Below are 21,104 nucleotides of genomic sequence, written 5' to 3'. Positions count from 1 at the left end.
TCGTCGAAGACATGGCTGCGGACTGGTGGTCGATCGAGATCCTCAACGCCAGGACCTCCGCCGCACAGTGGCGCGATGCCCATGCGGAGTCGCTCATTGAATCGGCGGTCACCAACGGCGCGTTGAGCTGGGAGTGGCATGCCCACTCCTGGGGCGTCGTGCTCGAGGTCCGTTTCCGCGAGGAATGGCAGTGGGAGGCCTGGCGCCAACTGCCCGGCACGCTGGCCGCGCTCGACGCCGCGCCCGACCCGGTCAACGGCCTCCTGGTGCACCGCGGACACGGTGGTGCGTCCGGCGACCGCTCGCCGCGCCGGCCCCGCATCACCCCGAGCGCCGGAGCCGTCGTACTGCCGGAACCCGAGGCCGCCGACCTCGCCCCGGAGCCGCTGTACAACGCCGCCCAGCCCGCCGGCGGACTCTTCGTGGCGGCGTCCCGGTCCTAGGTTCTGCCGGCCGCGGCTAGGGCGTGTTTCGAAAGGAGCGCCGTTCGCCCGGAGGGCGTGGCCCACGGCGTCTGGTGCGTGCGCTCGCAAGGCGGAGGGTCGTCCTTGTACTGGACGTACGTGGACGAGCCCGACAACGCCGCGAGGGCGCGTGCCAGGCGTCGTGGGCCAGGCGGGACTTTCGCAACACGGCCTAGTGCTTCTTCAGGCCGTCCCAGCCCCACTGCGGCACCGGACCCGGGTTGCCCGGCTCGACGCCCGGCTGTGAGACCGACCGCGCGATCCGCGTCCCCCACTCGATGTACTCGGCGAAGCGCTGCTGCAGCAGCTCGTCGTCGGGCAGTTCCTTCGCGGCCGTGGCGATCATCAACTCGGCCCAACGGGCGCGCTGTTCCTCCGTGATGGACAGCCCCAGGTGGTTGCGGATCAGACCGGGGTGGCCGCCCAGCTCGGCGGTGTAGCCGGCCGGGCCGCCGAAGACCTCGGACATCCACACCGCGACATGCTCGACGTGCGTCGGGGTGAAGTGCGCGAAGACCGGGGCGAGCAGCGGATCGGCGCGTACCACCACGTAGAAGGACTCGGTCAGCCTGCGCAGGCCGTCGATACCGCCCAGCGCCTCGTAGAAACTGCCGCGCTCCGCGCCCTCGCCGCCGGTCGCGGCCGGCTGGGCGCTCATGCCCGGTCCCCGGAGATCACGGAGGTGCGCTCGTAGTGCTTCATCTCCTCGATGTCGCCGATGTACGGGCGGATCGCGGCCAGGAACGGCGGGAACTGCGGCCCACCGCGAAAGCCCTGCTCATGGGCCTCCACCGAGGTCCATTCGATACGGAGGATGTAGCGGTCGGGCTCCTCGACGCCGTGCGAGAGCTCGTAGCCCAGACACTGCGGCGCGAGGTCCAGCTGCTCGGCGGCGGTCGCGTAGGCCTTCTCGAATTCGGGACGGCGGCCCGGGTCGGTGATGCGGTAGCGGATGTATTCGACGGTCATCGTGCATCCTTCTTCGCTCAGGATCGGGGATCCCGCGACGGGATCTCGGCGGGATCTTCGGCCAGGATCACCCGCCGGGCCCCGGAAACCACGGTCTTTCGCGGTCGGCGGATCAAGCGGATGGCGGGAATCCGCCCTATGGAGCCCCTAGTGCGCCGGACCGCGGGAAGAAGCCGCGGGCTCCGGGCCTTGTAACCGGGTATGACGGCTATGAAGGCAATCGTTCACACCAGCACCGGCGGACCGGACGTACTGTCCCTGACCGAGCGCCCGATTCCGGCGCCGGGACCGGGGGAGGTCCGGGTCAGGGTCCATGTCTCGGGCGTCAATCCCACGGACTGGAAGTCGCGCCAGGGTGCGACGGGCGGGCCGGACGACGGCGCCGAGCAGGTCCCGAACCAGGACGGCGCCGGCGTGATCGACGCAGTGGGCAAGGGCGTGGCGCCCGAGCGCGTCGGGCAGCGGGTGTGGATCTGGGAGGCGGCCTGGCAGCGCAGCGAGGGCACCGCGCAGGAGTACGTGGTGCTCCCGGACCGGCAGGCCGTGTTCCTGCCCGGCGAGGCGTCCTTCGACCTCGGCGCGAGCCTCGGCATCCCGGCGCTGACCGCGCACCGCACCCTCACGCTCGCGGACGGCGGACCCGACCGCCTCGCCCCCGGCACGCTCGACGGCCGCACCGTACTGGTCGCGGGTGGCGCGGGCGCGGTCGGCAACGCGGCGATCCAGCTGGCGCGCTGGGCCGGGGCCACGGTGGTGACAACGGTCAGCAGCACGCGGAAGGCCGAACTCGCCCGCGCCGCCGGTGCCCACCACGTCATCGACTACCGCACCCAGGACGCCGCCGCGACGATCCGGCTCCTGGTGCCCGACGGCGTCGACATCATCGTCGAGGTCGCCCCCGCCGTGAACGCCGTCATCGACCACGCCGTCGCCGCGCCGAACGCGGTCATCGCGTTCTACGCCAACAACGGCGGTGACGAGATCACCGTCCCGGTCCGGCAGGCGATGGTGCCCAACCTGCGCTGGCAGGGCGTCCTCGTCTACACCGTCCCCGAGCGGGCGAAGGCCGACGCCGTCGCCGATGTGTCGGCCGCCGTCGCGGACGGCGCGCTGCGCGTCGGCGAGGACGCCGGGCTGCCGCTGCACCGCTTCCCGCTGGAGAAGACGGGCGACGCGCATGCCGCCGTCGAGAACAACGCGGTCGGCAAGGTCCTCATCGATGTGGCCGCCGGATGAGTGGCCGCCGGATGAGCGGCACGGCCCGGGCACAACTTGGAGTGGCACGACTCGGAGTGGCACGGCTCGGAGCGGCATGGCTCAGTAGCCGACCGTGATACGCCGGGCGGGTCCGTCGACGCGGATCCGCCCGCCGTACGGGATGACGACCTGCGGGTCGGTGTGCCCGAGGTCCACGTCGAAGACCGCCATCGTCTCCGGTGCGTACTCGGCCAGCGCCCGGAGGACCGCGGCCCGTTGATCGGCGCGGTACCGCTCCCGGCCCGCCGTGTCGAGCTGGGCCGGCCGGCCGATGTCCCAGGCCTTGGCCCGTCCCATCAGCAGTGCGGGGAACTGCCGCAGCAGCCCGCGCTCGCCCATGTTCCGCAGGATCCGGTAGACCTCCTCCGCCGGCGGCATCTCCTCCGACGTCTCCAGGAAGAGCACCTCGCCCCGGTGGCTCCCGGCCGGCGCCGTCTCCCGGCCCGCCATCAGCAGCCACGACAGGATCTCCAGGTTCCCGCCCCAGCCCGTGCCGTCCACGACGCGGTCCGGCCGGTGCCAGGTCCAGCCCTCGCACGGTGTCATCCGCGGTGCCTCGTCGAAGGTCGCCGGATCGTCCCAGGACCGGTTGACCTCGTTGAACTCGCCGCCCGGCGTGAGCTCGTACTCGCCCGCCGTGAACAGCGCGGCCCGCAGCGAGTCCGCCGTCACCGGGTGCAGCGCCCCGGGCCGCCCGAGCTCCACCATCACCGAGCCGCCGTGATAGCCGACGATGCCGAGCCCGTACAGATGGTGCAGCAGGCAGGTGTTGTCGCTGTATCCGAAGAACGGCTTGGGGTTGGCGCGGATCAACTCGTCGTCCAGATGCGGCAGTACGGTGATCTGGTCGTCGCCGCCGATGCTCGCGATCACGGCCGTGATCTCCGGATCGGCGAACGCGGCATGCAGATCGGCGGCCCGCTCCCGTGCGGTGGAGCCCATCTTCCGGGTCGCCGGATACTCCACGACCCGCAGGCCGAACTCCTTCTCCAGCCGGTCCAGGCCGAGTTCGAACGGCAGCGGCAGCAGGCCCGGCAGGCCGGACGACGGGGAGAGCACCGCGACGCGGTCGCCGGGACGTGGTTTGGCGGGGTACCGGGGGCTGGTCATCGGCCGAGCGTAGTAGCGGCGGCCCGGGCCGGTCGAGGCGTTTCCGGGGCGGCGCGGACCCCTGGGGCCGCGCTCCCGTTCCCCGCGCGCCGCCGTCCGACGGCGACGCCCAGCAGCACGACGAGCGCCCCCACCGGCTGGTTCCACGTCATGCCCTCGCCCAGCACCACCGCCCCGGCCACCACCGCGACCAGCGGCATCAGATACGTGACGGTGGACGCGGCCACGGCTCCCGCGCGGCGGATGATCCGGTAGTTCAGCAGATACGCCACCCCGGTGCCGAGCACGCCGAGCAGCAGCAGGGCGACGACGGCGGACGGCGTCCAGCCGTCGGGGCCGGTGGCCGGCAGCCCGCCGGAGACGAGCGGCGCCAGGACGGCGGCCTCCACCGTCGCCACCACGACCTGGGCGGCGGAGAGCGAGACGGTGGACTCGGGGCGCCCGGCCAGGAAGCGCTGCGCGTACGGGAAGCCCACCGCGTAACAGCCGGCCGCCGCGAGGCAGGCCAGCTGCCCCGCCAGGTCCGAGCCGTCGGCGCCGCGCCACACCCCGAGGACCACCAGGACGCCCGCGAAGCCGATCGGCATCCCGAGCAGCCGGCGCGCTCCCGGCCGCTCCCCGGGCAGGACGACGGTCACCACCAGCATCGTCAGCAGCGGCGTCGCGGCGTTGAAGATTCCGGCGACGACCGAGGAGACCCGCTGCTCACCCCAGGCGAACAGGGTGAACGGCGCGACGTTCACCAGCGCCCCGGTCACCGCCAGATGCCCCCACACCCTGGCGCCGCGCGGCAGCCGGCCGCCGGTGGCCCGCAGCCACACCAGCAGCGTCACCGCGCCGACGACCAGCCGCACCAGCGTCACGTAGGCGGGCGGCAGGACGCCCACCCCCACCTTCATCAGCAGGAAGCTGCTGCCCCAGATCACCGCGAGCAGCACGAGCGCGTCCCACCAGCGCTCCCGGCCCCGGCCTTGTCCGCCACGCGTTCTCATGAAGTCCATGCCGGAAAACTAGGGGCCGGACGTTTCGGCGGGTGCCGAAGTATCGGGGGGCGATGATGGGCGGCATGACCGGTCCGCGCACACCCACCACCCTGGCCGCCCTGGCGGCGCTGCTCGCCGACGAGACCCGCGCCTCCGTCTGTCTGGCCCTGCTCGACCGCCGCGCCTGGACGTCCGGCGAACTGGCCCGGCACTGCGGGGTCGCGCCGTCCACCATCAGCGAGCACCTCACCCGGCTCGTCGACGGCGGCCTGCTGGTCCAGGAACGGCAGGGCAGACACCGTTACGTCCGGCTCGCCGACCCCGACACCGCCCGCATGATCGAGGACCTGGCCGCCCACGTCAGGCCGCCTAAAGCGGCGGCCGGCGGCGGGCTGCGCGCCCATTCGGCGGGCCAGGCCCTGGCCAGGGGCCGCACCTGCTACGACCATCTGGCCGGCCGGCTCGGGGTCGCGATCACCGACGCGATGACCGGGCGCGGCCTGCTGAGCCAGGACGCCGGCTTCTCCCTCACCGGGCCGGGACTGGTCTGGCTCACCGGCCTCGGCGCCGACCTGTCCGCGTACGACAGCCCCGCCCCGCCCTCCCGCCGGCCGCTCGCCCGGCCCTGCCTGGACTGGACGGAACGCCGCCCCCATCTGGCCGGCACGGCCGGCGCCGAGCTGTGCCGCCTCGTCCTCGACCGGGGCTGGGCCACCCGTATCGGCACCCGCCGCGCCGTCCGGGTCACCCCGCTGGGCCTGGGAGAACTGCACCGGACGCTGGGCATCGAGCCGGATCTGCTGGAGGTGGCGTGACTGGCACACGTCATCCGCTGGAGGTGGCGTGACCGGCACACGTCATCCGCTGGAGGTGGCGTGACCACCGGCACACCTCCGCGCCGGGCCCGCGGCACGAGGCTGTCGGACAATGGAGCTGGATCATCGCGATGCACGCACCGATCCGCGTCCCGATCCACGCCCGGATCAGCGCACCGATCCGCGTCCCGATCCGCCCACCCCCCCCGACCGCCGCAGGGAGAGACTTGTCCGCCGTCCGCACCGTGCTCGCCCTGCTGGGGACGGGCGCCGCCGTGCTGATGACCGGGTGCTCCGCGACGAATGACGCCGAGAGCGCCGGGCCGACGCCCGTCGCGTCCGCCCCCGCCAAGCTGTGGCCGAACCGGCCGCCGGCCACGGAGCCGCCCGGGGAGTCGGAGAACGAACGGCCCGTTCCGGTGCCCGGCATACCCAAGGTGACCTCTGGGGACATCAGGAGCGTGGACCCTGTCGCCGTGATCCAGGCCGAGATGGCCGTCGCTCCGGACGCGCTCTCCGGGGCGGACGCGCTCGACGAGGAGACCGCGGCGAAGGCCGACGCCTGCGAGGAGGGCTCCGCGGGGCGCAAAGGATGCCCGATCCGCAGCCCCGAGTACTACGACCTGACGGGCGATGGGAAGGCCGACGCCGTCCTCGGTATCGACATGGTCGACGGCTTCCTCGCACTGCGCTGCTACACGCTCCACAACGGCGTGCTCACCCGCATCCTCGCCACCGTGACGAAGCCGATGTCCGTCCAGGTGGCCGGCGGGGACCTCATCGTGCAGGAGCCCACTCCCTCCGAGGGGTACGAGCAGCGCACGGTCTACGCCTGGGACCCGCAGGCGCGGGCCATGGCCATCCAGAGCGACGACTACCGGCGCGCCACCCCGCCCCGCCACGGCCGCCGTGACTACGCACCGGACAGCGGCGACACCGACTCCTCGTGGAAGCGGTCCCGATGAGGCTGCGCGAGCGCCCGGTGAAGCCGCGCGAACGCCCGGTGAGCCTCCGCGAGCGCCCGATGAGACTGCGCGGGCGGCTGCCGGCCTGGACCGCGACCCTCTATTGGAAGGCCGCCGTCTTCATCACCGCGATGTGCTGCGTCGTCGCGGTGGTCCTCGGCATGCTCGTGCACGTCATGGTCACCCGGCAGACCGTCCACCAGGCCCGCACCGCCGCCCTGAGCCGGCTCGACACCGCCACCCAGGCGTACATAGCGGGCGACCCGCTGCGCCGCGGCACCGCGCTGAACCCGCCGGACCTGCCCGACAAGCTCCGGGACCTCGCGCTGCGCGGCGAGCGCGGCACCATGTTCGGCGACGTCGACGGCCGCCGCACGATGTGGGCGGCGGGTCCGGCCGGCGGAAAGGCGCTGGCAGTACCGCTCGACTACACGCGCAGCGCGGAGAGCATCCGCGGGCTGGACCGGGCGATCATCCTGTCGTCCGTGCTGGCCATCGGCGGCACCCTGCTGATCGGGATCTTCGCCGTCTCGCGGGTGACCCGCCGACTGCACCGGACCGCCGCCGTCGCCCGCCGGATCAGCGCGGGCGACCTCGACGCCCGGGTGGCCGATCCCCGCACCGCCGGTCCCGCCAACGCCCAGGACGAGGTCGCCGCCGTCTCCGCGGCGCTGGACGCGATGGCCGCCTCGCTGCAGCTCAGGCTGCAGAGCGAGCAGCGCTTCACCGCCGACGTGGCTCATGAACTGCGCACCCCGCTCGCCGGTCTGCACGCCTCTGCCGAACTGCTGCCGCCCGGCCGGCCCACCGAGCTGGTCCAGGACCGGGTCCAGGCGCTGCGCCGGCTCACCGAGGACCTGCTGGAGATCTCCCGGCTCGACTCCCGTACCGAGAAGGTCGAACCGGACGCCCACTACCTGGGGCTGCTCGCCGAACGCGCCGTAGCCGCCTCGGGACTGTCCGCCGAGGTGCGCGTCGTCCGCGACATCTGCCTCATCACCGACCAGCGGCGGCTGGAACGGGTCCTCGGCAACCTGATCGGCAACGCCTACCGGCACGGCCGTCCGCCGGTGGTGATCACCGTCGACGGCCCCGTCGTCTCCGTCCGGGACCACGGCGACGGTTATCCCGGCTATCTGATCGACCACGGCCCGCAGCGCTTCCGTACCGAGCCCACCAGCAACAGCAACAAGGGGCACGGCCTGGGTCTGACGATCGCCGTCGGCCAGGCCCGCACCATCGGGGCCGAGCTGAGCTTCGCCAACGCGCCCGACGGCGGCGCCGTCTCCACCCTCACCCTCCCCACCCCGGAGGAGAGCACGGACCCGGGGGCAGGCTCGGGCGCGGGCCCGCTGTCCTGACGCCACCACCCGTGCAGAGCCCACCCGGTGGGGCCCATCCGATACCGCCCGGTAGTGCTTCATCCGGTACCGCCCGGTACAGCCTCATCCGGTCCCGCCCGGTAGTGCCTCATCCGGTCCCGGCGGCGGTCTCCGCAGGACTCAGCCGGGCGCCGCGGGACTCCCGGGCCAGATAGCCGGCCATGGCCAGCGACGCGATTCCGGCGAGCGAGATGGCGGCCCCCACGGACACCACCTCGGCGGCCGCCCCGAAGACCGCGGGCCCCACCCCCTGCACGGTCATCATGCCGGAGCTGAGCAGCCCGAACGCCTGCCCGCGGCTGTCCTCCGGGAGCGCGTCGAGGAACGAGCGCTGGAGCCCCAGGCTGTACGCGAATCCAGTACCGGTGACCAGCAGCAGGACCGCGCAGACCGGCCACGGCGGACCGAAGGCGAAGCCGGCCAGCGGCAGACCGATGACCGCGACCAGCACGGCGACCAGGCGTTCGCGGGTCGCGGGCAGCACGAAGCGGCCGACCACAAGATTGCCGAGAAGCATGCCGACCGGCAGGCACGCCAGCAGGAACCCGGCGGTTCCGTCCGGGAATCCGCGCCACCCCGCGAAGGGGACGACGAGGCTCTCGGCGCTGGCCGCGAAGGCGGACGGCAGCCACTGCGCGAGCAGCAGCTTCCGCACCCGGGGGTTCGCGAACAGCGCCCGGTTGCCCGACCAGCTGTGCCGCACCAGGGAGCCGGACCCGGAGCGGGACCCGGATCCGGACCCCTTGTCGGGGGCCGGCAGGTCGGGCAGCCGCAGCCGTACGGCGACCGACGCGACGAGATACGCGCCCGCGCTCAGCAGCAGCGCGTGCCGCGAGCCCAGGAACGTCACGGCGATCCCGCCGCCCGCGAGCCCGAGCAACTGGGCTCCGGACGACGACATGCTGGACAGCGACCGCCCCAGCACGTACGCGTCACCGGTCAGTGTGTCGGCGACGAGGCGGTTGGACGCGCCCTGGAAGACCGGCGTCAGGAAGGCCACGACGGCGACGAGCAGCAGGATGAACACCACCGGCAGATGGGCCAGCGCCATCGCGACGGCGGCGGCGAACTCCAGCAGATAACCCGCGGCGATCAGCCGCCGCGGCCGGACCCGGTCGGCGAGCGAACCGAGCAGCATCGAGCCGGCGAGCTGCGGGAGGAAACCGATGCCGAACGTCAGGGCGCCCATGAGCGGTGAGCCGGTGGTCGCGAAGATCAGTACCGAGAGGGTCAGGATCCGCAGCGCGTCGGCGGTGATCGTCACCGTCCTGGTGACGAAGAGCAGCCGGAAGCGCTGGTCGGCCAGCACTTCCCGGTAGGTGGTCCGCCGGGGCGGGGCAGGGGTGAACGTCATACGGGCAGCCTGTTCCCGGCGCCCCCGCCGGGGCGATTCTTACGCCACGGGACGTAAGCCCGCCCGCCCGCCGACGTAGGCTCGGGGCATGCGGCGATTCGAGTTCGGTACCGACGATCTGCTGCGCAGCAGGTTCGCGCTGTCGCCGGCCTTCGAGCTGTGCAACCTCCTGCGGTATCTGGAGGGCCGGACCCGGCAGCGGCTGCCGGCCGCCTGGTCGGCCCGGCTGATGCCGGTCTTCCAGCAGCTGCGCCGCGACACCGATATCGACGCGGCGCTCGCGCTCCACACCCGCACCTTCGGCGCCAACTTCGTCGCCCTGCCGCCCCGCGGCCTCGCCCAGACCTGGGACGACGACCTCGCCGCGATCCGCGCCACGAGCCTGTCCCAGGCCCACGAGGAAGCCGAACTGTGCCTCGCCGCGCGCCCGTCCCGCGATCCGCGGGTGCTGGCGACCCTGCGCGGCGACGCGGTCGTCGAGCGGGTGGCCGACGCCCTGGACCAGGCCTGGCACGGTCTGCTGGCCCGCGACTGGCCGCAGCTGCGCGCCATCTGCGAGCGCGATGTCGTCCACCGGGTCGGCCAGCTCGGCCGCTCGGGCTGGGCGGCCGCCCTCGACGGCTTCCACCCCGACATGCGCTGGCGCGACGGCGGTATCGACATCCTGCGGACGTCGTCGTCACCTGCCAGCGTCACCACCCTCGCGGGTGAGGGGCTGCTGCTCATCCCGTCGGTCTTCGTCTGGCCCCACCTGGCCACCTACGTCGACGACCCCTGGCCGAAGGCGATCATCTACCCCGCCCGGGGCACGGCCGCGCTGTGGGAGACACCCGACTCCGTCGAACCGGACGCCCTCGCCGGACTCCTCGGCCGCTCGCGCTCCCGGCTGCTGTCCGCCCTGGACCAGCCCGCGAGCACCACACAACTCGCCCAGACCCTGCGCCTCGCCCCCGGCGCGGTCGGCGACCACCTGACCGTCCTCCGCAAAGCCGGCCTCCTCCACCGAGCCCGCTCCGGCCGCTCCGTCCTCTACTACCGAACCCCCCTGGGCGACGCCCTCGCCGCAGGCACCGACCAGGGCCCGCCCGACGGGGCCTGACGCCCAGGGAAACGGTGGGGGGCGCCCCGCGACTGATCTGAACTGGTCAGTAACAGAGCGGAAAAGGTGCTGCAGCTACCTAGCGGTAACCCCGTTGGACGTGTCACATTCCTCGCGCCACCGGCCGGCGGCCCACCCTCACCCAGAGCCTCCCGACCCCACCATGCGGGAGGCCGTCCGCAGGAGTTCCGCCGTGCCCGAACGCCGTCACAGAACCAGCAGAACAACGCGACTGCTTGCCGCAGCCCTCGCGCTACCCCTCGTCGCCGCCGGCCTGCTGGCCGTCGCGGCCCCCGCGCAAGCCGCCACCGGACCGGTCGTGAGGGTGTCGATGGGCGACAGCTACATCTCCGGAGAGGCCGGTCGCTGGAAGGGCAACAGCGACACCGCCAGTGGCAGCCGCGACGGTACCGACCGTGCCTGGACCGGCGGCAGCACCTACGACCCCACCACGGTCTACGGCAGCACCTACGCGAGCGGGTGCGACCGATCGGACTCCGCCGAGATCAACAGCCTGGCCGGAGCGGTCAACATCGCCTGCTCCGGCGCCACCACCGCCAACGTCTTCCGGGCGGGCAACGGCGGCCAGTCCTTCAAGGGCGAGGCGCCACAGGCCGACCAGCTGGCCTCGATCGCCGCGAACAACACCGTCAAGCTGATCACCCTCTCGATCGGCGGCAACGACCTCGGCTTCTCGGACGTCATCTCGACCTGCGTCAAGGATTACCTGATCTGGTACTCCTACTGCCACACCAGCCAGCAGAGCGCCATCGACTCCAGGATGAGCGCGGCCATGGCGGGCGTCGGCAAGTCGATCGACGAGATCCGCGCCGTGATGACCGCTGACGGCTACGCGTCGGGCGACTACCGCATCGTGCTGCAGTCCTACCCGTCCCCGATCCCGCGCAGCACCGAGATGCGCTACCCGGAGAGCGGCTGGAGCCGGGCCAGCACCGGCGGCTGCCCGTTCTGGAACGGTGACGCCGACTGGGCCCGCGACTCGATGGTCCCGCAGATCTCCAACGCGCTCGCCGGCGTCGCGGCCACCAAGGGCGTGCAGTTCATGGACCTGCGCGACATGCTGCAGGGCCGCGAGGTCTGCGCCAAGACGTCCAGCCTCGCCACCCCGGGCGCGGCGCCGTCCGCCACCACCAGTGAGTGGGCGCGCTTCGTCGACGCCGGCCTGAGCAGCTCCCAGGGAACCGTCCAGGAGTCGATGCACCCGAACTACTACGGCGAGCTCGCCCTCGGCAGCTGCCTGACCCAGTTGAACGCCCACCCCACTGGTAACTACTACTACTGCCGCAACACGGCGGGCCGGGACTCCACAGGGATGTATCTGAACGCCAAGTGACCCACCGTCTCTAGCGGATGGCGCCGCGCTGCAACTCCCCCTCGGTCGCCAGCGGACCGGTGCGGTGGTCGAACCGCGGCGCCGCCGCGAACATGGTGGACCCTTGTCCGGCGGGGCTGACCAGCAGAAGAAGCGCCGATCTCGCTCGACGGGTACGGAGGCTGGCACGACGGCCCCTGATCCAGATCCCGGAATCCTCATCAGCAACCCGCACTTGTAGCCCATTTCCGCCCAAGTCATCGTGAAACCAACGGAAAATGGCTCCGCAAGACCGCCGACCCGCCCCGTCCGACCCCAACGCCGCCCATCAAAGAACGGCCAAGTCACGCGAATACTGCCGCGGCCCGGAACGTTCCGATCGTCGCCGTCTACCAGTGAAGGCTGGTCTGGGTGGCCGTCGGCCCCTTCCAGCACAGCACTGAGCCCTGGTGCTCTCCGTGGGGAGAGCACCAGGGCTCAGGTGCGCGCGGCGCCGTTTAGAGGTCGAAGTACATCTCGAACTCGTGCGGGTGCGGGCGGAGGGCGATGGGGGCGATTTCCTGGGTGCGCTTGTAGTCGATCCAGGTCTCGATCAGGTCGCTGGTGAAGACACCGCCGGCCTGCAGGTACTCGTGGTCGTTCTCGAGGGCTTCGAGGACGGCCGGGAGCGAGGTCGGGACCTGGGGGACGCCCGCGTGCTCTTCGGGGGCGAGCTCGTAGAGGTCCTTGTCGACCGGCTCGGCCGGCTCGATCTTGTTCTTGATGCCGTCGAGGCCGGCCATCAGGAGCGCCGAGAAGGCCAGGTACGGGTTGGACGACGGGTCCGGCGCGCGGAACTCGATGCGCTTGGCCTTCGGGTTCGCGCCCGTGATCGGGATGCGGATCGCGGCGGAACGGTTGCGCTGGGAGTAGACCAGGTTGACCGGGGCCTCGAAGCCGGGCACCAGACGGTGGTACGAGTTCACCGTCGGGTTGGTGAAGGCGAGGAGTGACGGGGCGTGCTTGAGGATGCCGCCGATGTAGTAGCGGGCGGTGTCCGAGAGGCCCGCGTAGCCCTGCTCGTCGTAGAACAGCGGCACGCCGTCGGTCCACAGCGACTGGTGGACGTGCATGCCCGAGCCGTTGTCGCCGAAGATCGGCTTCGGCATGAAGGTCGCGGTCTTGTTGTTGCGCCAGGCGACGTTCTTCACGATGTACTTGAAGAGCATGAGGTCGTCGGCCGCTGCGAGCAGCGTGTTGAACTTGTAGTTGATCTCGGCCTGGCCGGCCGTGCCCACCTCGTGGTGCTGACGCTCGACCTGCAGGCCGGACTTCTCCAGCTCCAGGGAGATCTCGGCACGGAGGTCGGCGAAGTGGTCGACCGGCGGGATCGGGAAGTACCCGCCCTTGTAGCGGACCTTGTAGCCGCGGTTGTTGTCCTCGGAGCCCGTGTTCCAGGCGCCGGCCTCGGAGTCGATGTGGTAGTACGACTCGTTGGCGTTGGTCGCGAAGCGCACGCTGTCGAACACGTAGAACTCGGCCTCGGGGCCGAAGTACGCGGTGTCGGCGATGCCGGACGACGCGAGGTAGGCCTCGGCCTTCTTCGCCACGTTCCGCGGGTCACGGCTGTACTGCTCGCCGGTGATCGGGTCGTGGATGAAGAAGTTGATGTTGAGCGTCTTGTCCTTGCGGAACGAGTCCAGGCGCGACGTGGTGAGGTCAGGAACGAGCGCCATGTCGGACTCGTGGATGGCCTGGAAGCCGCGGATCGACGACCCGTCGAACATCAGCGTCTCGGTCGGGTCGAAGGTACTGACCGGGACCGTGAAGTGCTGCATGACTCCGGGCAGGTCACAGAAGCGGACGTCTACGAACTTGACGTCCTCGTCCGCGATGAACTTCTTGACGTCGTCGGCGTTCTGGAACATCCAACTCCTCCTAGACCCGGCTCGAAGAGTCCGGGATGGCAACACGAGGCGCGGCCAGTGCGATGGCGCACGCTGGCCCCGACCATAGGGATCGAGGATTTCCCAAGCATGACCCATTTGTTTCGACGAGGTTAACCGCTAGGTCGTAGGTGGCGCGCGCGGGCGGTGAAGGCACCGTACGGGTGACCCGGGGCGGCACAGTACGGTGGACGGGTGGACAACAGGGAAGCACTCGGGTCGTGGCTCTCGGGACCGCGCGCGGCCGCCGAGCAGATGGGCACGGATTTCGGCTACCGGGGTGAACGGCTGGGACTGCCGAAGGACGGGCCGGGTTCGCTGGCCACCGTCGGCCGGCGGTTCGCGGCGGTGTTCATCGACTGGATGCTGTGTCTGGTGATCGCATACGGCTTGATCGCGCATCGTGACGTCCAGGGGTCCAATCCCTGGACGCTGGCACTCTTCGGCGCCCTGAGCGTCGTGGCCCTCGGTACCGTCGGCAGCACGCCCGGTAAGCGGCTGCTCGGCCTGCGGGTGGTCCGTGTCGACGGCGGGCGGCTCCGCATCGGCCCGGTGGTGCTCCGTACGGTCCTCCTGCTGCTGGTGATCCCCGCGCTGGTGTGGGACCGCGACGGCCGCGGCCTGCACGACAAGGCCGCGCAGGCCGTTCAGGTCCGGATCTAGGCGAGCGCGTCAAGCGTCGGCGAGCCCCCGCCAACGTGAACGCCCTCGTGGGCCTGGCCGAGCCGCCTACGGCTCGCCCGGCCCACGAGGGCGTTGTGGTCGGTGTTCCGGGGTTCAGCGGCCCTTCGGCATCCGCATGCCCTTCGGCATCGGACCCTTCGGGATCGGCATGTTGCTCATGAGGGTGCCGAGCGACCGCAGACGGTCGTTGACCTCGGTGACCTTCGGTCCTGCCAGCACGCGCGGCAGCTTGAGCAGCGTCGTACGCACCTTCTTGAGCGGGACCTGGCCCTCTTCGTTGCCGACGATGATGTCGGTGATCGGCACGTCGAACACGACGCGCGCCACCTTCTTCTTCTCGGCGGCCAGCAGGGCCTTCACCCGGTTCGGGTTGCCCTCGCCGACCAGCACCACGCCGGCCTTGCCGACCGCACGGTGCACCACGTCCTGGCTCTTGTTCATCGCGACCGCCGGGGTCACGGTCCAGCCGCGGCCCACGTTGTCCAGCACCGCCGCGGCGGCACCCGGCTGGCCCTCGAGCTGCCCGAAGGCGGCCTTCTCGGCCCGGCGGCCGAAGACGATGGCCATCGCGAGGAACGCGAACAGCAAGCCCAGGATGCCCGCGTAGATGGGGTGGTCGATCAAGAAGCCGAGGGCGAGGACGACACCGAAGGTGACGATTCCCACAGCCGCTACGACGAGCCCGACCTTGGAGTCGGCCCGCCTGGTCATCTTGTAGGTCTGAGCGATCTGCTGAAGCCGCCCAGGGTTCTCGGATGTTTCCTTCCTCGCCATGCGGCACAGGATACGTGGCCCGCGCGCCGGTGGGCGCATCGGTGGCCCTCAAGGGACCGGCCGGCCCGTCAGGGGGAAGCCGGTGCTGTGCCCGGAAGGAACGGAGCCCGGTGCTCAGCCTGTGCCCGGAAGGGATCGGGACCAGCGCTCAGAAGGAATCCGGCCCCGTGTTACGGACGGCGGCGGGCGCGTTCAGCGCCTCGATCACGTGCTGCACCTCACGCCGGTCCTTGGCCCGGCGGCGGTCCTCGACCACGGCCGACCAGGCGTTGCGACGGGCGGTCTGCTGGCCCCCGCCCAGCAGCAGTGCCTCCATGGCGCGCAGGGCTCCGGTGACGGTGACTGTGGGGTGGAGGGTGCTCTGGCGGAGTTGTGCGGACTCGACCTGCATGGGGGTCCCCCTCAGGACGCCTCGGAATCGCAATCGCATGGGTGTGCGTGAACCAGGCTCGCCACATTGTGTTACCAGCCCGTGACCGCACGGTCAATCTCGCATGAAACCTTGCCGCGTGCCTGATTCCGCTTCGCCGCGCCGCATGCCTGGCGGGGATGGTGACGCGGTGCGTGGCCGCACCGCGTCACCGTGAGGGGTCTCACACGGGACCTCAGACGGACTGGGCCGCCACCGACTGCTCGCCCGTCGCCCGGCGGCGGTCCATCGCCTGCTGGAAGAGCCGGCCCGCACGATACGAAGAACGGACCAGCGGCCCGGACATGACGCCGGCGTAGCCGATCTGGTCGGCCTCGTCCTTGAGCTCCACGAACTCGTGCGGCTTCACCCAGCGCTCGACGGGGTGGTGCCGCGGCGAGGGCCGCAGGTACTGCGTGATGGTGATCAGCTCGCAGCCGGCGTCGTGCAGGTCCCGCAGCGCCTGGCTGACCTCTTCGCGCTCCTCGCCCATGCCCAGGATCAGGTTGGACTTGGTGACCAGCCCGGCCTCGCGAGCCCTGGTGATCACTTCGAGGGAGCGCTCGTAACGGAAGCCGGGACGGATCCGCTTGAAGATGCGTGGCACGGTCTCGACGTTGTGCGCGAGCACCTCGGGCCGGGACGAGAAGACCTCGGCGAGCTGCTCGGGGACCGCGTTGAAGTCCGGGATCAGCAGCTCGACCTTGGTGAAGCCCTCGGCCCGCTCGGCGGTCTGCGCGTGGATCTGGCGGACGGTCTCCGCGTAGAGCCAGGCGCCGCCGTCCTCCAGGTCGTCGCGGGCGACGCCGGTGATCGTGGCGTAGTTCAGGTTCATGGTCACGACGGACTCGCCGACGCGGCGCGGCTCGTCGAGGTCCAGCGCGGCCGGCTTGCCGGTGTCGATCTGGCAGAAGTCACAGCGCCGGGTGCACTGGTCGCCGCCGATGAGGAAGGTGGCCTCGCGGTCCTCCCAGCATTCGTAGATGTTGGGGCAGCCGGCCTCCTGGCACACGGTGTGCAGGCCTTCGCTCTTCACGAGCGCCTGCATCTTGGTGTACTCGGGGCCCATCTTCGCCCGGGTCTTGATCCACTCGGGTTTGCGCTCGATGGGGGTCTGAGCGTTCCGGACTTCCAGGCGCAGCATCTTGCGTCCGTCGGGTGCGACAGCGGACATCGTCCGGTACTCCCCTTCCACCAGCGTGTCTTCGAATCTTCGGCGAACCCCAGGGTACGCCCGTTGTTTGTACCTATACGAACAGAGCCAACCAACAGGCTCATGGGGGCATTCCCCCAAGGGAGTGAGGGCCGGGGTGAAGGCCAGGAGTGGTCCCGCACGGTCCCCGGGAGGACGTCGTGCCCGGCACCACCCGCGAGCCCGCGGACGGCCCCTGGTGCCCTGCCCCCGCCCTACACGGCGCGCGGGAGCGGCGCCGCGGTCTCCAGCACCGCCCGCAGGTGCTTCTCGATCACCGGCACGACGTCGGTGACGGAGATGTCGCGGCCCAGCTCGTTGGAGAGCGAGGTGACTCCGGCGTCGCGGATGCCGCACGGCACGATCCGGTCGAACCAGGTGTTGTCCGGGTCGCAGTTGATCGCGAAGCCGTGCATCGTCACGCCCTTGGCGACCCGGATGCCGATGGCCGCGAGCTTGCGGTCCTCGCGGCGCTGGCCGGCGTTGGACGGGGCGTACTCCGGGCCGTTCAGCCGCGGGTCGAACTCGTCGTCGGCCAGACGGGGGTCGAAGTCCAGGGTCAGGCCGCCCACCGGGCGCTGCTCGACGGGGTCGCCCAGCACCCAGACGCCGCTGCGGCCCTCGATGCGGGTGGTCTCCAGGCCGAACTCGGCGCAGGTCAGGATCAGCGCGTCCTCGAGCCGCCGGACGTGCGCGACGACGTCGACCGGACGCGGCAGCTTGAGGATCGGGTAGCCGACGAGCTGGCCGGGACCGTGCCAGGTGATCTTGCCGCCGCGGTCCACGTCGACGACCGGCGTGCCGTCCAGCGGGCGCTCGTTGTCGGCGGTGCGACGGCCCGCGGTGTAGACCGGCGGGTGTTCGAGGAGGAGGCAGGTGTCGGGGATCTCGTCCTCGAAGCGCGCGGCGTGCACCCTGCGCTGCTCCTGCCATGCCTCCTGGTATTCGACGGCGTCCGCCCCGAAGCCCAGGTGGACAAAGTGCAGGTCAGTCACGTCAGCTCCTCGTAGTCGCCTCGTTAGCGCCCCTGCAACTGTACGACCGGGCCGAAGGCCGCCTTCAAGGGGCCGGGGAAGCTGGGGTGGGGGGCGGGCCGGAGTTGTTCGGGTGGGCGTCGGTACCACGGTCGGTGACCGGAAGATACGGCTTTGCAAGTCAATGGGCTGGGCTGTCACCCATTCGGGGGAATCTGAGGCTCTGGTGGTGAGCGCGGCACTACAGGCCGTTACATTCACGCCGTTCCGGAGTCCTTCGAAGGAAGTGGACCGCGCAGCCGATGACGGACCGATCCCCGCAGCGTTCGCCCAACCGCCAGCTCGCCACCCTGATCACCGAGGCCGGCTTCTCCAACGCGGGGCTCGCCCGCCGGGTCGACCAGCTCGGGATCGAGCACGGCCTGGACCTGCGCTACGACAAGACCTCCGTGACGCGCTGGCTGCGCGGCCAGCAGCCGCGCGGCACCACCCCCGCGCTCATCGCGGAGGTTTTCACGCGACGGCTCGGGCGGCGGCTGTCCGCTCAGGATCTCGGGCTCGACGCGTGCGCGCCGGTCTACGCGGGCCTGGAGTTCGCCGCAGGACCGGAAGAAGCCATCGACATCATCAGCGGACTGTGGCGGAAAGACACCGGTAGCCAGGCCGAGCTGCGCAAGATCGCCTTCACACCGGCCGGGCTGGTGGTGCCGAGCCGCGACTGGCTCATCGGGCGGGCGGACGAGCATGTGGCGCACGGGGTGAGCAGTGGCGCCAGTAGTGGTGCCGGTGGTGCGGTCGGTGGTGGTTCCGGGGGGTCGGAGGCGGAGCGCACCGGCCGGGCCCGGATCCCCGCGCAGACGCGCGGCGGCCACGGGCCGGCCCGCGCCGCCGTCTCCCGCCAGCGCGTCACCATGGGCGACATCGCCGCGCTGCGCTCCGTCGGCGACCTCTTCCGGACCCTCGACAACACCTACGGCGGCGGCCACGCCCGTCAGGCGCTCGTCCGCTACCTCGAACACGAGGCCGAGCCGATGCTGCGCGGCACGTACGGCGAGGCGCTCGGACGGCGGCTGTTCGGCGCGGTCGCCGACCTGACGCGGCTGGCCGGCTGGACCTCCTACGACATCGGCGCCCACGGCCTCGCGCAGCGCTACTTCGTCCAGGCCCTGCGCCTCGCCCAGGCGTCCGGCGACCGCGTCTACGGCGGCTACGTCCTCGTCACGATGAGCCGTCAGGCGGTCTACCTCGGGCACGGGCGCGAGGCGGTCCAGCTCGCGCGGGTGGCGCAGCAGGGGGTCGGCACGAGCGCGCCCGCCGTCGTACAGGCCCTTCTGCACGCGGCGGAAGCGCGCGGGCACGGGCTGCTGGGCGAGGTGCGGGCCTGCTCGGCCGCGCTGGCGCGCGCGGAGCGCTCGCTGGAGGCGGCCCGGGCGGGGGACGAAGTCCCGTACTGGGCACGGTTCTTCGACGAGGCGCAGCTCGCGGACGAGTTCGGCCACTGCCACCGGGATCTGCAGCAGTACCGGGCGTCGGCCCAGTACGCGGAGCGCTCGCTGCAGTTGCGGGGGCCGGCGTACGCGCGGAGCCGGGTGTTCTGCCGGACGGTGCTGGCTTCTGCGCGGTTGGGGTTGGGGGAGGTGGATCTGGCGTGTGCGCTCGGAGGAGAGGCGATGCAGCAGGCGACCGAGATGCGGTCGACCCGGGCGGTGGAGTATGTGCGGGACTTCGGGCGGCGGTTGGAGCCGTTTCGGGAGACGGGGGCGGCGCGGGGGTTCTACGAGCGGGCGGCGGCGCTGGGGTTGGCCGTGGGCTGAGGTTCCTTCGGGCCGGTCGGGGGTGCGGTGACCGGGTCCTGCGGTGCCGGCCTTCGGAATCGACTGTTCACGGTCCCCCAGCCTTCGGCCGGGGGTGTCCCCAGCGGCTCACAAACAGCTCGGCAGCATGTCGAAGCCCCACCCCTCCGGCCCCGGTCACCTCACGCCCGCTCCGGCCTGCGGGAAGGGGTGGGTGCTGGTGTCCGTGTCCTCACGTCGGAGGCGCGTGGCTCTACGCCGCCTCCTCCGCCGGTTGGGGGGACGTCACCAGGGCCGGGTGGAGGCCGAAGTCCGCCAGGAGGTGGGTGGCGGCGCGGTGGCCGGAGAGGAGGGCGCCTTGGACGGTGCTGGTGTCGCGGTGGTCGCCGCAGACGTAGAGGCCGCACAGGAGCCGGACGGGGCGTCGGAGGTCGTGGGGGGCGGTCATCACGGGGACGGCCTCGGGGTCGTGGTGGGTGGCGAGGGGTTCCCAGTCGTCCGTCGAGGTTTCGTACAGCTCGGCCAGGTGCTTGCGGACGGCAATGTCGTCGGTGCGGCCGTCCTCCTGGGGGCCGAGGAGGACGGAGGTGACGAGGGCGCGTCCTGACGGGGCGCGGGAGGGGTCGAGTTCGCTGGCCGGGAGGGTGTGCGAGACGGGACCGTGCCGGTCGGCGTCGAGGACCAGCAGGGGCTCGCGCAGCGGGGAACTGGGCGCGGCGTGGTGGACGACGGTTACGGCGTGGAAGCTGGGTACCCGGAGGCCGGGGAGGAGTTCGCCGGCGGCGCGGGCGCCGGTGGCCACCACCACGGCTCGGCAGGGCAGTTCGCCGGATCCGCGGCCGTCGGTGGCGACGGCGTTGACGGAGACGGCGGTGGCCCGGACGCCGAGGCGCACGGTGCCCGGCGGCAGGGCGGCGGCGAGGCGGTGCGGGACGGCGGCCGCGCCGGAGGCGGGCAGGCACGTTCCGCCGCGGGCGAAGCCGCGCAGCACGAGGTCGGCGCACCGGCTGGACGTGGTGAGGTCCGGGTCGCAGAGCAGGGCGTTGAGCAGGGGGCGGACGAATCCGTCGAGGAGCCGGGGGGCGAAGCCACGGGCGGCGAGTGCGGCGGCCGTGGTGGTCTCGGGCCGGGCGAGGAGCCGGGCGGTGGAGGTGGCGGCCAGCCGGTTGAGCGCGGTGCCGAGCCCCGCCCGGTCGAGGGTGTCGCCGAGCGGGGTCCTGGCGGCGGAGAGCACGGCCCGGGCCCGGGTGCCGCGGGTGTCGCCGACGCGGTAGCCGCGGCCGCCGGCCCGCACCAGGGCGCCGGGGGCGAACGGGCGCAGCCGCAGCCCCTGGAGCCCCGGGGTGCGCCGGAGTTCGGAGTACGACGTGTTGAGCAGCTGTGGACCGTGGTCGAGCCGGAAACCGTCCACGGTGTCGGTGGCCATCCGGCCGCCGACCCGGGATCCCGCTTCCAGCACGGTGACGGTCAGCCCCGCACTGATCAGATGGTGCGCCGCTGCGAGGCCCGCGAGCCCGGCCCCGATCACGACGACGTCCGCTTGCCGTGCTGTTGAGAGCACGATGCCCCTCCCGGAGGTTGGCTTCGTTCCCCGCTCGCGTCAGCTGGCGCTGGTAGGGGTC

At 71.8% G+C, this 21,104-nt stretch carries 19 protein-coding genes and 1 pseudogene; 9 read left to right on the top strand and 11 right to left on the bottom strand.

Annotation, left to right across the window (positions count from 1 at the left end):
• Positions 1 to 11: 11 nt before the first annotated feature.
• Positions 12 to 443 (top strand): hypothetical protein, encoded by a 432-nt coding sequence (locus tag C8250_RS14775; protein ID WP_187144841.1) that lies wholly within the window; start codon positions 12 to 14, stop codon positions 441 to 443.
• 193 nt (positions 444 to 636) lie between these two features.
• Here C8250_RS14775 and C8250_RS14770 read toward each other — a convergent pair whose 3' ends face one another.
• Together C8250_RS14770 and C8250_RS14765 are read right to left on the bottom strand one after the other, a co-directional pair.
• Positions 637 to 1,122, bottom strand: coding sequence for a group II truncated hemoglobin (locus C8250_RS14770; RefSeq protein WP_138353739.1), 486 nt, complete (start codon positions 1,120 to 1,122; stop codon positions 637 to 639).
• A complete protein-coding gene (locus C8250_RS14765; protein ID WP_138353738.1) occupies positions 1,119 to 1,433 on the bottom strand; it encodes an antibiotic biosynthesis monooxygenase family protein in 315 nt (104 codons plus the stop codon). The genes C8250_RS14770 and C8250_RS14765 overlap by 4 nt, the downstream gene beginning before the upstream one ends.
• Positions 1,434 to 1,643: 210 nt before the next feature.
• Here C8250_RS14765 and C8250_RS14760 point away from each other — a divergent pair, with 210 nt between their 5' ends.
• Positions 1,644 to 2,669, top strand: a complete 1,026-nt coding sequence (locus C8250_RS14760; RefSeq protein WP_138353737.1) for an NADPH:quinone reductase — start codon at positions 1,644 to 1,646, stop codon at positions 2,667 to 2,669.
• Positions 2,670 to 2,750: 81 nt separating this feature from the next.
• Here C8250_RS14760 and C8250_RS14755 read toward each other — a convergent pair whose 3' ends face one another.
• On the bottom strand, positions 2,751 to 3,800 hold the full coding sequence (locus C8250_RS14755; RefSeq protein WP_138353736.1) for a S66 peptidase family protein: 1,050 nt from the start codon (positions 3,798 to 3,800) through the stop codon (positions 2,751 to 2,753).
• The gene (locus C8250_RS14750) at positions 3,797 to 4,801 is read right to left on the bottom strand and encodes a DMT family transporter (protein WP_198357137.1); all 1,005 of its coding nucleotides are present in this window, start codon (positions 4,799 to 4,801) and stop codon (positions 3,797 to 3,799) included. The genes C8250_RS14755 and C8250_RS14750 overlap by 4 nt, the downstream gene beginning before the upstream one ends.
• Before the next feature lie 65 nt (positions 4,802 to 4,866).
• On the opposite strand from C8250_RS14750, the gene C8250_RS14745 reads away from it, so the two are divergent.
• The 3 genes from C8250_RS14745 to C8250_RS14735 all read left to right on the top strand — a co-directional run bounded on the left by C8250_RS14745 (position 4,867) and on the right by C8250_RS14735 (position 7,924).
• Positions 4,867 to 5,598, top strand: a complete 732-nt coding sequence (locus C8250_RS14745) for a helix-turn-helix domain-containing protein (RefSeq protein WP_244809145.1) — start codon at positions 4,867 to 4,869, stop codon at positions 5,596 to 5,598.
• A gap of 227 nt (positions 5,599 to 5,825) precedes the next feature.
• Complete coding sequence (locus C8250_RS14740) at positions 5,826 to 6,563, top strand: hypothetical protein (RefSeq protein ID WP_138353735.1); 738 nt, start codon at positions 5,826 to 5,828, stop codon at positions 6,561 to 6,563.
• Positions 6,564 to 6,622: 59 nt separating this feature from the next.
• Positions 6,623 to 7,924, top strand: a complete 1,302-nt coding sequence (locus C8250_RS14735; RefSeq protein ID WP_138353810.1) for a HAMP domain-containing sensor histidine kinase — start codon at positions 6,623 to 6,625, stop codon at positions 7,922 to 7,924.
• Positions 7,925 to 8,033: 109 nt separating this feature from the next.
• Here C8250_RS14735 and C8250_RS14730 read toward each other — a convergent pair whose 3' ends face one another.
• Positions 8,034 to 9,299 (bottom strand): MFS transporter, encoded by a 1,266-nt coding sequence (locus tag C8250_RS14730; RefSeq protein WP_138353734.1) that lies wholly within the window; start codon positions 9,297 to 9,299, stop codon positions 8,034 to 8,036.
• A gap of 88 nt (positions 9,300 to 9,387) precedes the next feature.
• Here C8250_RS14730 and C8250_RS14725 point away from each other — a divergent pair, with 88 nt between their 5' ends.
• Together C8250_RS14725 and C8250_RS14720 are read left to right on the top strand one after the other, a co-directional pair.
• On the top strand, positions 9,388 to 10,398 hold the full coding sequence (locus C8250_RS14725) for a DUF5937 family protein (RefSeq protein WP_138353733.1): 1,011 nt from the start codon (positions 9,388 to 9,390) through the stop codon (positions 10,396 to 10,398).
• A 193-nt stretch (positions 10,399 to 10,591) separates the two neighbouring features.
• Positions 10,592 to 11,752, top strand: coding sequence for a GDSL-type esterase/lipase family protein (locus C8250_RS14720; RefSeq protein WP_244809143.1), 1,161 nt, complete (start codon positions 10,592 to 10,594; stop codon positions 11,750 to 11,752).
• Positions 11,753 to 12,228: 476 nt separating this feature from the next.
• On the opposite strand, the gene glnA is transcribed toward C8250_RS14720, so the two are convergent.
• Entirely contained in the window at positions 12,229 to 13,638 is a 1,410-nt protein-coding gene (glnA, locus tag C8250_RS14715; RefSeq protein WP_138353731.1) for a type I glutamate--ammonia ligase, read from the bottom strand.
• A 213-nt stretch (positions 13,639 to 13,851) separates the two neighbouring features.
• Between glnA and C8250_RS14710 the strand changes: the two genes are divergently transcribed.
• The gene (locus tag C8250_RS14710; RefSeq protein ID WP_138353730.1) at positions 13,852 to 14,319 is read left to right on the top strand and encodes an RDD family protein; all 468 of its coding nucleotides are present in this window, start codon (positions 13,852 to 13,854) and stop codon (positions 14,317 to 14,319) included.
• 114 nt (positions 14,320 to 14,433) lie between these two features.
• Here C8250_RS14710 and C8250_RS14705 read toward each other — a convergent pair whose 3' ends face one another.
• The 4 genes from C8250_RS14705 to lipB all read right to left on the bottom strand — a co-directional run bounded on the left by C8250_RS14705 (position 14,434) and on the right by lipB (position 17,710).
• Complete coding sequence (locus tag C8250_RS14705) at positions 14,434 to 15,114, bottom strand: DUF4191 domain-containing protein (protein WP_138353729.1); 681 nt, start codon at positions 15,112 to 15,114, stop codon at positions 14,434 to 14,436.
• 148 nt (positions 15,115 to 15,262) lie between these two features.
• Entirely contained in the window at positions 15,263 to 15,505 is a 243-nt protein-coding gene (locus C8250_RS14700; RefSeq protein WP_138353728.1) for a hypothetical protein, read from the bottom strand.
• Positions 15,506 to 15,719: 214 nt separating this feature from the next.
• The gene (gene lipA, locus C8250_RS14695; RefSeq protein WP_138353727.1) at positions 15,720 to 16,697 is read right to left on the bottom strand and encodes a lipoyl synthase; all 978 of its coding nucleotides are present in this window, start codon (positions 16,695 to 16,697) and stop codon (positions 15,720 to 15,722) included.
• A gap of 233 nt (positions 16,698 to 16,930) precedes the next feature.
• Positions 16,931 to 17,710, bottom strand: coding sequence for a lipoyl(octanoyl) transferase LipB (gene lipB / locus C8250_RS14690; RefSeq protein WP_138353726.1), 780 nt, complete (start codon positions 17,708 to 17,710; stop codon positions 16,931 to 16,933).
• A 281-nt stretch (positions 17,711 to 17,991) separates the two neighbouring features.
• Here lipB and C8250_RS14685 point away from each other — a divergent pair, with 281 nt between their 5' ends.
• Positions 17,992 to 19,503: a regulator gene (locus C8250_RS14685; protein ID WP_138353725.1), complete on the top strand. Its 1,512-nt coding sequence runs from the start codon at positions 17,992 to 17,994 to the stop codon at positions 19,501 to 19,503.
• A 232-nt stretch (positions 19,504 to 19,735) separates the two neighbouring features.
• On the opposite strand, the pseudogene C8250_RS14680 reads toward C8250_RS14685, so the two are convergent.
• Positions 19,736 to 21,055: pseudogene (locus tag C8250_RS14680) on the bottom strand (NAD(P)/FAD-dependent oxidoreductase); the annotation flags it as partial.
• Between the last annotated feature and the right edge of the window lie 49 nt (positions 21,056 to 21,104).

Origin of the sequence: Streptomyces sp. So13.3 (assembly GCF_005860785.2) — a bacterium.
GTDB lineage: Bacteria > Actinomycetota > Actinomycetes > Streptomycetales > Streptomycetaceae > Actinacidiphila > Actinacidiphila fildesensis.
The sequence above is the reverse complement of the archived record's forward strand: the minus strand, read 5'-3'. Positions and strand labels throughout refer to the sequence as shown.